The organism is Geitlerinema sp. CS-897, assembly GCF_028368005.1.
In the GTDB taxonomy this organism is placed as follows: domain Bacteria; phylum Cyanobacteriota; class Cyanobacteriia; order Cyanobacteriales; family Geitlerinemataceae; genus Baaleninema; species Baaleninema simplex.
Genome location: NZ_JAQNCQ010000051.1, coordinates 1 through 11,069, shown reverse-complemented (window position 1 = coordinate 11,069; position 11,069 = coordinate 1). Strand labels below are relative to the sequence as shown.

12 protein-coding genes are annotated in these 11,069 nt (G+C 52.7%); 7 read left to right on the top strand and 5 right to left on the bottom strand.

The genetic code is table 11. The annotated features are described in order from the left end of the window. Both POG22_RS02780 and POG22_RS02775 read right to left on the bottom strand, forming a co-directional pair. On the bottom strand, positions 1-320 hold a 320-nt coding region (locus POG22_RS02780; protein WP_498903509.1), incomplete at its 3' end, for an RNA-guided endonuclease InsQ/TnpB family protein. 168 nt (positions 321-488) lie between these two features. Next, positions 489-884: a Fur family transcriptional regulator gene (locus tag POG22_RS02775; protein ID WP_017663390.1), complete on the bottom strand. Its 396-nt coding sequence runs from the start codon at positions 882-884 to the stop codon at positions 489-491. Positions 885-1,226: 342 nt separating this feature from the next. On the opposite strand from POG22_RS02775, the gene POG22_RS02770 reads away from it, so the two are divergent. The 4 genes from POG22_RS02770 to POG22_RS02755 are packed head-to-tail and all read left to right on the top strand — an operon-like array spanning position 1,227 to position 3,803. After that, complete coding sequence (locus tag POG22_RS02770; protein WP_498903507.1) at positions 1,227-2,537, top strand: RNA-guided endonuclease InsQ/TnpB family protein; 1,311 nt, start codon at positions 1,227-1,229, stop codon at positions 2,535-2,537. Between the two features lie 16 nt (positions 2,538-2,553). Beyond that, positions 2,554-2,886, top strand: a complete 333-nt coding sequence (gene purS, locus POG22_RS02765; protein ID WP_498903505.1) for a phosphoribosylformylglycinamidine synthase subunit PurS — start codon at positions 2,554-2,556, stop codon at positions 2,884-2,886. Continuing rightward, positions 2,883-3,581 (top strand): phosphoribosylformylglycinamidine synthase subunit PurQ, encoded by a 699-nt coding sequence (purQ, locus tag POG22_RS02760; RefSeq protein WP_498903504.1) that lies wholly within the window; start codon positions 2,883-2,885, stop codon positions 3,579-3,581. The genes purS and purQ overlap by 4 nt, the downstream gene beginning before the upstream one ends. Positions 3,582-3,611: 30 nt before the next feature. Next, positions 3,612-3,803 (top strand): heavy-metal-associated domain-containing protein, encoded by a 192-nt coding sequence (locus tag POG22_RS02755; RefSeq protein ID WP_017663393.1) that lies wholly within the window; start codon positions 3,612-3,614, stop codon positions 3,801-3,803. Positions 3,804-3,854: 51 nt separating this feature from the next. On the opposite strand, the gene POG22_RS02750 is transcribed toward POG22_RS02755, so the two are convergent. Further along, the gene (locus POG22_RS02750) at positions 3,855-5,504 is read right to left on the bottom strand and encodes a PAS domain-containing sensor histidine kinase (RefSeq protein WP_498903503.1); all 1,650 of its coding nucleotides are present in this window, start codon (positions 5,502-5,504) and stop codon (positions 3,855-3,857) included. Between the two features lie 294 nt (positions 5,505-5,798). Here POG22_RS02750 and POG22_RS02745 point away from each other — a divergent pair, with 294 nt between their 5' ends. The 3 genes from POG22_RS02745 to POG22_RS02735 all read left to right on the top strand — a co-directional run bounded on the left by POG22_RS02745 (position 5,799) and on the right by POG22_RS02735 (position 8,931). Further along, the gene (locus tag POG22_RS02745; protein WP_498903502.1) at positions 5,799-6,701 is read left to right on the top strand and encodes a WD40 repeat domain-containing protein; all 903 of its coding nucleotides are present in this window, start codon (positions 5,799-5,801) and stop codon (positions 6,699-6,701) included. A gap of 226 nt (positions 6,702-6,927) precedes the next feature. Then, positions 6,928-8,241: an RNA-guided endonuclease IscB gene (iscB, locus tag POG22_RS02740; RefSeq protein ID WP_498903500.1), complete on the top strand. Its 1,314-nt coding sequence runs from the start codon at positions 6,928-6,930 to the stop codon at positions 8,239-8,241. A gap of 315 nt (positions 8,242-8,556) precedes the next feature. After that, positions 8,557-8,931 (top strand): group I truncated hemoglobin, encoded by a 375-nt coding sequence (locus tag POG22_RS02735; RefSeq protein WP_017663398.1) that lies wholly within the window; start codon positions 8,557-8,559, stop codon positions 8,929-8,931. An 88-nt stretch (positions 8,932-9,019) separates the two neighbouring features. On the opposite strand, the gene POG22_RS02730 is transcribed toward POG22_RS02735, so the two are convergent. Both POG22_RS02730 and POG22_RS02725 read right to left on the bottom strand, forming a co-directional pair. After that, a complete protein-coding gene (locus POG22_RS02730; RefSeq protein ID WP_498903499.1) occupies positions 9,020-10,294 on the bottom strand; it encodes a peptidoglycan-binding domain-containing protein in 1,275 nt (424 codons plus the stop codon). A gap of 147 nt (positions 10,295-10,441) precedes the next feature. Beyond that, a complete protein-coding gene (locus tag POG22_RS02725) occupies positions 10,442-10,618 on the bottom strand; it encodes a hypothetical protein (protein ID WP_017663403.1) in 177 nt (58 codons plus the stop codon). Positions 10,619-11,069 lie beyond the last annotated feature (451 nt).

The window sequence follows — 11,069 nt, the reverse complement described above, 5'->3', positions numbered from 1 at the left end:
TACTTTTTGCTCTTGAAGCGAGGATATTTCGCTCGCTTATCAAAGAAATTCTTGAAGGCGGCTGTCAAGTTGAGTGTCGTCGCTTGTAAAACTTGCGAGTAGCACTCTGATAGCCAAGCAGTCTCCTCGGATTTCTTGAGACTGGGAAGGTGAGCGTTAAGAGCTTTGCGGGTCAATCCTTTACCCGTTTCTTTATAGGTTGTATTGCACAGGTTGAGTGCATAATTCCACCACCAACGAGCGCAGCCAAAGTGCTGAGCTAACGCCTGCTTCTGTTCGTCAGTTGGGTAGATTCTGACTTTGACCGCTTTGTGTATCAACGCCCTCACCTCCTTTATTTGCCACTATAATACAACTCCGATAAATCTGTGTGGCGGGTCAATTTTCGGGGCATCGAACCCCTCACAAGTTAACCGGGAAGAGGACACTGGTGACTGTAAAAGGGTAGATGGGGAGAAACTATCAACTGTTCCCCGTTTCCCGTTCCCTCAAACGGATTTTTCCGCTTGCAGACAGCTTTCGCAGAGTCCGAAAAACTCGAGGGTGTGGTAAAAGATCTTGAATCGGTGTTGGGCGTGAAGGCGTTCTTCGAGATCGCGCACGGGACATTCACCGAGAGGAATCGATTCACCGCATTGCAAACACGTTAGATGGTGTTTGTCCTGGTGGGGAGGACAGTACAGCGATTCTCCGCTGGCGAGGGTTCGGACTTGTACTAAACCTTCGAGTTTGAGGGCCTCGAGCGCTCGGTACACGGTGGCTAAGCCTACACTCTGGTTGCGCTTGCGGAGTTCGACGTAGATGTCTTGAGCCGAGAGCGATCGCTTTTGGCTATTGAGAAGATCGAGAATTTTTTCTTGGGAGCGGGTACGCCGGATTTTCATTAGTCAATTTTGGATTGCTTCGATCGCGAAGCGGAACGGAGTTCCCTCGCAATGCGTGACTCGGAGTTCGATCGCTGTCGCCGAACCTGCTTCTGGGGTAACAGCTTTGTTTAGAGTGCTTTCGGAGTGGGTTCGATCCGATATAACTTAAGATGTAACTTAACTCATGAGGGGTTCGGGGAGCTATAAGTCCCGCGCTGCACCTGAAAGGTCAGCGTCAGGATGCTTCGACAAGCTCAGCAACAACATGGACTCCCCTTGAAAAGTCGATTCCCCTCGATGGGGACGAGACAAGCATTTACCATTAGATATCGTCTGTGGTAAGCTGTAGGTATGCTGACGATGAACTACACCTACCGAATCTATCCAGATGCCGCCCAGCAAACTGAATTGCTGGGGTGGCTTGAGACGTGCCGAGGCGTGTATAATTACGCTTTGCGCGAACTCAAAGACTGGATGGCTTCGCGTAAGTGTCCAGTAGACCGATGTTCCCTGGAGAAGGAATACATCATTCCTGCCGATGAACCATTTCCGTCTTACCACCGTCAGCAAAACAACCTGCCCAAAGCTAAGAAGCAGTTTCTGTATTTGGGTAAGGTGCATTCTCAGGTGTTGCAGACTACGATTCGCAGACTGCATGATACCTGGGAAGCGTTTCAGAAACGGGGGCATGGGTTCCCGCGTTTCAAAAAGTTTGGTCAATTCAAGTCCTTTGTGTTTCCCCAGTTTAAAGCCAATCCTATCAATGGACTTGCTATCAAGCTGCCAAAAATAGGAGAGGTGTCTATCAACCTGCATCGCCCCATCCCTGACGGGTTCAAAGTGAAGCAGGTAAGGGTGCTGTCCAGGGTGCGGGGTACACAATGGTATGTTGTTGTCACCATCGAGTCGGACGTATCGGTTCCCGATGTTCCGCCCCACGGTCGAGCGATTGGGATCGATCTGGGGTTGAAACGATTCTTGACCGTATCTGATGGCAGCTACCAGGAGTCTCCCAAGTTTTTCAAGTCGATGCAACGCAAGCTGAGATTGCTGCAACGCCGAGCGGCTCGAAAACAGAAGGGATCTAAGAACTGGGAAAAAGCGCAAATCGAAGTGGCTAGAATGTACCATCGGATTGCCAACCGTCGCAAAGACTTCCATCTGAAGACGGCTCACCAGCTTTGCGACCAAGCGCAAACCATCTTTGCAGAAGACCTCAACGCCAAAGGGTTGACGCGGGGAATGCTGCGAAAAGATTGTGTGGATGCTGCTTTTGGACAATTCTTGTCTCTGACCGAATGGGTGTGCTGGAAGCGCGGGGTCTACTTTGCCAAGGTTGACCCCAACGGCACCAGTCAAACCTGTCCCAACTGTCTGGCTACTGTCAGGAAAGGGTTGGAGGTCAGAGAGCATTATTGTCCTGAGTGTGGGTATCGAACGCATCGTGACCATGCCGCAGCCGAGATGGTTTTGCATCGTGGACTAGAGAACGTAGTAGCCCAGGGACTCTGGGGAACGGAAACCGCCTGCCAAGTCGAGCGAGCGGATGCCGAACTCGGTTCGGCATCATTCGAGTCGAGCGTCGGTCTGTCGGGGGTCTATGACCTAGATAAGTGGCGTGGGGCAGGAATACCCAATCGTGAGGTTGGGAAGCCCGCGCTGTACCCGTAGGGTCAGCGTCGGGAGGATGTCACATGTAAGTGTAAGCGGTAGCACCTCTGCTAATCTTTTTCCAGGCATTGCTGTGAGTCAACGTTATCAAGCTCAAATCTATGTTACCCTCAGACCCTCTGTCCTCGATCCGGCAGGGACGGCGGTTCGCTCGGGACTGCAACAACTCGGTGTTGAGGGAGTCGGTGACGTTCGCATTGGAAAGTACGTCGAACTGACCTTAGACGCCGACGACGACGCCGACGCCAGACAGAAGGTCGATTTGATGTGCGATCGCCTTTTAGCCAATCCTACGATCGAAAACTATCGTTTCGAGGTCAGTGCGATGGCTGAGGAGGTTCGCCCATGAAGGTTGGCGTTCTCGTCTTCCCCGGCTCGAACTGCGATCGCGATGTAGTCTACGTCACGCAAGAGATTCTCGGACAGCCGACTCGTAAAATTTGGCACCGCGACACGGATCTCGGCGATGTGGACGTGGTGGTGATTCCCGGTGGCTTCAGTTACGGGGACTATCTCCGCTGTGGTGCGATCGCTCGCTTTTCCCCCATTATGCCTTCGGTGGTCGAACACGCCCGTCAGGGAAAATACGTCCTCGGGATTTGCAACGGCTTCCAAATTCTTACGGAGGTGGGATTGCTTCCCGGTGCGTTGGTTCGCAACCGCAACCTTCACTTTATTTGCGATCGCCTCCCGCTAAAAGTCGAACGTACCGATCTTTTCTGGACGCAATATTACCGGAGCGATCGCCCTATCGTCCTTCCCGTCGCCCACGGTGAAGGACGCTATCACGCCGACGCCGACACTCTGGCGCAACTCGAGGATAACGGACAAGTTCTGTTTCGTTACTGCTCTGCGACGGGAGAGGTGACGGACGAGGCCAATCCAAACGGTTCGTTAAATAATATTGCAGGAATTTGCAATAACAAACAAAATGTGATAGGCATGATGCCACACCCCGAACGCGCCTCCGATGCGATCGTTGGCGGAACGGACGGATTGGCTCTGTTTAAAGGGATTCTCGAGTCCGTCGCCGTTGCTCGATAATGTCGATACGTATAGATACAAGGTCAACCCATGCTAAAACTCAAGGTTCCTGACATGGCGTGTTCGGCTTGTGCGGACACCATTACGAAAGCCGTTCGCCAACTCGACGACTCCGCCAAAGTCGAAGCGGATTTAGACCAGAAAACTGTGGCGATCGAAACCCAACAATCTGAAGACGCCGTCAAAGCGGCGATTACTGAAGCGGGATATTCGATCGCGTGATGGGGTGATGGGATGAGGGGAAGAAACCTATTCCCCGTTCCCCGTTCCCTCTCAATTATCAATTTGATTGATTGGAATGACGATCTCAAACTCTGTTCCTTCTCCTTCAACAGAACGACAGGTTAGGGTTCCGCCGTGTTTGTCCGTGATGATTTGATAGCTGATCGACAGTCCCAAACCCGTTCCTTTTCCGATCGGTTTCGTGGTGAAGAACGGCTCGAACAAGCGATCGCGAATTGTTTCTTCAATCCCCGGACCGTTATCGATAATGCGGATGCTAACTGCATTATCACCATGTTTGGCAGTACAGATACGAATCGAACTCGGACTAGCTTCGACCTCTTGATACGTGCGATCGCGATCGCGTTCTTCGAGAGCATCGACCGCATTACTAATAATATTCATAAATACCTGATTCAACTGCCCCACGAAACACTCGATTTTAGGAAGATCGCTGTACTCTTTCACGATCGCGATCGCAGGACGGTCGGGTTTGGCCTTGATGCGGTTTTGTAAAATCGTCAGCGTACTGTCGATACCTTCGTGTAAATCGATTTGCGTCATTTCCGCTTCGTCCATGCGAGAGAAGTTTCGCAGAGACGCCACGATGTCCTTAATCCGATTCGCCCCCACCATCATCGACGACAACAACTGCGGTAAGTCGTCTACCAAAAACTCTAAATCGATGGCGTCGGCTTCGTCCTGAATTTCAGGACTCGGGTTACTGTAGCAATCTTGATACAACTGCAACAACCCGAGAATATCTTCGGTATACTCTTTGGCGTGAACCAGGTTTCCATAAATAAAATTAACCGGATTGTTGATTTCGTGAGCGACTCCGGCGATGAGTTGTCCCAAACTCGACATTTTTTCAGTTTGCATCAACTGCATCTGAGTTTGGCGCAACTCTTGTAGCGTTTGAGACAGATGGTTCGCTTTTTTACGCAGTTGAGCTTCACTTTCCCGCAGGGCGATTTCAGTGTGTTTGCGTCGCGTGATATCCCGAGCCACTGCGTAGATCAGTTGCTGTTCGACCAGAGAAATCGCAGTCCACTGCAACCAGCGATAAGAACCGTCTTGGCAGCGATAGCGATTGTCAAAGGTTTCGTGGACGCCCCCTTCAACGAGGGTTCGAGCCGCTTCGAGGGTGCGTTCGAGATCGTCGGGATGTACCAGTTCGACAAACGGCCGCGACTTCAAGTCTTCGATACTATATCCGAGAACGAGTTCCCAAGCGGGGTTGAGCCTTTTGAAATAGCCATCGAGACCTGCGATGCAGTGTAGGTCTGGAGAGAGTTTAAACACGTTACCCCAGCCGAAATCTGCTTGTTCGGCTTCGGAGAGCATCTCTGTTGTCCAGATTACCCCACAGAGGCTATCCGTTTCGTCTCGCCACGGGGCTAGCTTTCCCTGCATCCATGTGGCGGTTCCGTCGGGAAGCGTCAGCAGGTGAGGTTCGCAGGAACTGGTGTAGCCTTGTAGCGTGCGCCGATAGGCATCTTGCCACTGTTTGGGCGTGTGGGAAACGAGGTCTTTATAGCTTAAACCCGCGAGATCGCGATCGCCGAGGCCGAAGTCTTTCCGCCATGAATTGCTACAGGCGACGAGTCGCGTCTGGAGGTCGAACAGCGCGATCGCCACGGGAGACTGTTCGATCGCGAGGCGAAGTCGATCTGAGTTGAGAGCGTTTGAGTTCTCCACGCCGTCGCGCTAACCTCCAAATTCTGCTAAATCTCGATCCTCCACGTTAGTTAGGGGTTACGAGAGGATTGCCTTTTTGATAGTAGCAAATCTCACGTCGGTTTTTGACGGTGGAGTGAAAGCCAACCCGCTTTGAAAGCGGTTTTGCGGGTTCGGCTTCCATCGAAGTCGAGGGAAAACCTGAATTTTGACGGTCGATGTTGGGGGCGATCGAGAAAGTGACCGTTTTTTCTCTCGATTTCGGGGATCTCCTGGCTACGGTGAAGCTAACGCGTTTTGGAGAGTTTGAGGTTGATGGACAAAACGATTCGAGGTCAGTGGCTGTTCGGTGCGATCGCCGCGATCGTTCCTTGGGGTGTGGGGATGGTGGGGGTTTCCGTCGTGTCTGGCGCGATGTCCCCCAACCTTCCTTCTCGAGATATCGTACAGACGTTGTCGTTTCGCCCTTTATTTGAGTTTGACGCCGACAGTTCGGTGTGGGATGTCTGTTTCAGTCCCGACGGACGAACCCTCGCCACCGCTGCGGCTTACTCCCTCGAGTTGTGGGGACGCGATGGAACGCGTCTCGATTCGGTGTCTCACAGTCTTCCGGTACGCGTCGTCGAATACAGTCGAGACAGTTCGAGAATTGCAGCGGCGTTAACGACGCCAGACGAAGCGTTCGAGATCGATGACGTTCACAAAACAGTCGAACTGTATCGGGTCGCGGGCGATCGCCTGCAATCCCAGCATACGCTCGTTCACGGCTCTTGGGTTGAAAAGCTGGGTTTCAGCGACGACGGCGCACTTTTGGCGACACTCGGACGCGATCGCACCTTGAAACTGTGGAACGATCGCGGGGTCGATGTCAGAACCCTATCCGCGACGGATTTCGCCTTTGGTGAGGAGATTTTGGTGACGGGAGACGAGGCGGGAACGGTGACGGTGTGGCGAGTTGAAAACGGCGACGCGCGATCGCTAATCTCTTTTGACAACGGTGCGCCGATCTCGAGTCTCGCCTTAAGTCCCGATGGGTTGGCGATCGCCACGGGAGACGAGGCGGGAACGGTGCGGTTGTGGACGTGGAAAGGCGGCGTTTCTGGCGTTTTCGAGGCGATGGGTTCTCGCCTGCGCGATCTCCGGTTCAGTCCGAACGGGGCGTTTTTGGTTTCCGTGAGTGAAGAGGGTTGGGTACGACGGTCAACGACCCGACACTGACCCTTCGGGTACAGTGCGGGCTTGAAAAGCCCGACAGTTGACCAGGCTAAGTCTTTTACGGACTACGTTATCGAGGTCACGACACCGATAAGTTAGCCAGCTTGTTGCTCTGTCGTCGGTCGTTAAACAGCTTTACTCGGGTTAAGGCAGTGCGACCGACCTCACAAGCCTCGATAACATTGCCGAGGCAAACGTTACGTCGCCGAAGCGATAGGAGTAGACAGAAATGTCTAAAACCAACTACGTTTTCGTACTCGATACGAAGCGACAGCCCCTCGCACCGTGCCACCCCGCACGGGCTAGGGAACTGTTAGCCAAGGGAAAAGCGGCAGTTTACAGGCGCTATCCGTTCACCATCGTTTTAAATCGTGCTGTGGGCGACGTGCCGCCCGAAAGCCAACTCAAGATAGACCCCGGCTCCCAAACCACCGGACTCGCCATCGTAAATCGCAACAAACTCGTTTGGGGCGCAGAATTACAACACCGAGGCGATCGCATTCAAGCGAAATTGGAAACCCGTCGTACCTGTCGTCGGAATCGTCGGAACCGCCAAACGCGATACCGCAAGCCTCGGTTTCTCAACCGCACCCGTCCGAAGGGTTGGCTTCCACCGTCTCTCAACCATCGGGTCGAAACCACGTTGACGTGGGTAAACCGTTTACGAAAACTTTGTCCCATTGCATCGATCTCTCAAGAACTCGTGCGGTTCGACACCCAGAAACTCCAAAACCCTGAAATCAGTGGGGCTGAGTACCAGCAAGGCGAATTGTTTGGCTACGAGGTTCGGGAGTACCTGTTGCAAAAGTGGGGTCGAAAGTGCGCCTACTGCGGAGTTGAGAACGTACCGTTAGAGGTCGAACACATTCATCCCAAATCGAAGGGAGGGAGCGATCGCGTCTCCAATCTCACCCTGTCGTGCCGTCCCTGCAACCAGTCCAAAGGCAACCGCGACGTTCGAGAGTTTCTGTTGGGTAAACCATCCGTTCTCAATCGCATTTTAAAACAGGCCAAAACCCCATTGAAAGATGCGGCGGCGGTCAACGCGACTCGGTGGAAACTGTACCAACAGTTGAAAGAGACGGGTTTGCCTGTCGAAGTGGGAACAGGCGGACAGACCAAGTTCAACCGCACTCGATTGGGGTTACCGAAAGCTCACTGGCTCGATGCTGCTTGTGTAGGAGAGACGCCATCACTACATTTAGCAACTGAAACCCCAATGGCGATCTTGAGTAAAGGTCGTTCGACGAGATTTCGTACCCTCATCGACCGTTACGGATTCCCCCGCGCCGTGAGGAAAACGAAAGCGCAGGTCAACGGTTTGCAGGCAGGCGACATCGTGCGAGCGATCGTGCCGAACGGGAAATATCGCGGACAGTGGACGGGGGCGATCGCCGGAGTGAGAGAAAAACGCCCTCCCGCCCTGCGTCCCTTCGGGGGAAGGCAGCTCGATTTAACAGCTAAAACGCAAATTCATGTAATTCACAAACAGGATGGTTATGAATACGGCATCAACCCGTGCGGGCATTCCTCCCGACGCTGACCGCAAGCGGTACAGCGCGGGGCCCCTGCCCGCTTATAGCTGGAAAGGCGTTCCCAGGAGTGGAATGGAGAGATTAGTCGCTCGGCTAAAGTTGCCAGCTAAAGTTGCCAATCGATTACCATGTTTTTGCTTATTTGTCAATCTCTCAAGTGCCTAACGTTGAAATGGCGATCGCCTCAATGCACACCTCGAGCAATCCAACAAAATTTATCTTTCTCGTTCAGTTTTGACCTAAGTCAAAGCCAGCCTATCGTCTGTCAGGATAGCCTGAACCCGTGCCAAATCGGGCAACGTAAAGCTTGAAATTGAAAAACCATGACGACTGTATTTGAACAACTCGGCGGCTCAGAAGCCATTGACGTAGCAGTAAATCGATTTTACGATCGCGTGTTAAAAGACGAGCGAGTTGCATCGTTCTTTACCGATGTAGACATGGTTCGACAACGGGCGCATCAAAAAGCCTTTCTCACCTACGCTTTAGGGGGAACCGATCGCTATGACGGTCGGTATATGCGAGAAGCACACAAAGAACTCGTGGAAAAACAAGGCTTGAACGAGTCGCATTTCGACGCGATCGCCGAAAATTTGATGACAACCCTTAAAGAAATGGGAGTGTCTGATGAAATGTTAGAAGACGTCGCTCGTATCGTCGCAGCCCCCCAACATAAAAAAGAGGTATTAAATCAGTAGAAATCCCATCAGCTTACGAGTAACGTTCCTCGATCGCGCGATCGGGGAACGTCGTAAATTAAGAAATCGAGAAAACCCGATCGTCCCCCTAAGACCCGTATCGCGCCTCAAATTCCGCCCTCGATATCCGACGGCGATCGAAGGGATTGCGGAAATACACCACTCGCGCGTCTGAGAGTCCCTCGTCTCGCAAATCGTCCACTCTCGCCTGGGCGTCCGATCGCACTCGGTACTGTCCCACCTGAACGTAAGGGCCGCGGCTATCGTCGAACAAAGTCAACTCGCGAATGTTGAAGTTGTAAAACCAATCGAGATCCGCGATCGCCTCTCGCACGTCGTCGAGGGAATCAGCAAGCGATCGGTTGCGAGACAAGGGGACGACGACCACGTAATTGTGGTTTTCAAACAACACTTCCAAAGTTTCTTGGTTCGCCACTCCCGTTTGCAACAAACGATTGTCCCGTTGAAACTGACGAACTGCCCGTTCGGTGGCAAAATCGAACTGACCGTTTAAAGGTCCGCTGTAGTAGGTCAAAGTGGGGGCGAACTCCTGCGGCGTTTCCGACAGCACCCGTTGCAGTTCCCAGACCAAAAACCCCGAATCTCCCTGCGCTAAGCTGTAAGCACCCGGCCGTCCGACGAGATCGAGCGAACCTTCTAAAATCCGTTGTAGATAAGTGGCCGTCGTCGTATCGACTTCTCCAGGAATGGGGGCGTCGATGTTGTAAATTTGCTGAAATACCGCGACGGCGTCTTCGGTTTGCGACCCGTAAACCCCATCTTCGTCGATTCCCCCCGTTCTGACGACTCGACCGATACCGATTTCGTTGAGGGCGGCTTGTAGCGTTCTGACGAATTCGCCGCGATCGCCCGGTCGTAAAACCAGCGTATCGCCATAAGGCCAGATGTCTTGGGGAAAAACGCCGACGGGACTCGGGACGAACGACGACAGGCGCAGTAAGACATCCCAAGTCGTATCGCCGACGACACCGTCAACCAGTAAACCGTTATCGTTTTGGAAGTTCAAAACGGCGTCTTGGGTTAAAATGCCAAACACTCCAGTCGGCTGTTCTTTTAAATACCCCAGCTCGAACAACCGCTGTTGGAGGTCGAAAACGTCCGAACCGCGATCGCCGAATTCGAGCGTCGGCCGTTGCGTTTGCGCCAAACGCGTCTCGACTTCAGCCGCAGCGTTTGAGGGGGGAAGAGAGCGAAACGTCTGCGATACCCCCGGTTCGGCCAAAACGACCCAACTCGACAGGGCGAACGCGACGCCGAACGGAAGTGTTTTGGGGTTCCCGCCGCCCTGCTTGGGGAATTGAGGACAGCAGCGAACGAGGGTTAAGCCTGCAAAAACAGCCATATCCTTCATCGAACTTGCGAAAAAAAACAGCCACACTCGGGATTTCGCGAGAAACGGCCGCGAGAAACACCCATAGTATGGCACGGAGTTTCGCAAGTTGTGGCGCTCGTTCCCCAAACGCCAGTTAAATGGAGTCGAACAATTTTCCTAAATCAAGCCCGCGCGATCGATTAACAAGGTCACGACGACGGCGAAGGCGGTAATTCCGAGGGCGACCCACGGACTTTGTCCTTGGCTGACAGCGAACGACGTGGCGACACCGGCTCCCAATCCGGCGGTGACAGCAGCGACGACGGGATCTTTTTGCGTGTTTTTATCGTACATTTCTCAACTCGCCGGACGCGGCGTTTTTAAACGACAATTCACACTGAAATTTCAGTTTCCTCAAGGTATCACTGGAATTCTCCCAATCGATCCCCACACCCCGAAATCGTAACGGAGCTTTAAATTTAGATACGTTTTTTAATACTGTCAGGCGATCGCGATTTGCTAAAATCTCGACCGTCAAACTTCTTGAAATTGTAAGTTTTTTGGGTGATTCAGCGTTTTTTCTCAAAATCGTAGAACGGTAGAGATCGTACAATGGCGATCGCTCCCGGCAAAATTTGGATACGTTTGTTAACATTTTTAATCCTGCGCTATAACCAGAATCGGGATCGTAGCCGCGTTTGAGATGGAAATGGACGACTTACACCGCAGCGAAGACATCGTCGCCGATCGCTATCGCATCGTTCGCCCCCTCGGACGCGGCGGAACCAGCGTCACCTACGAAGCC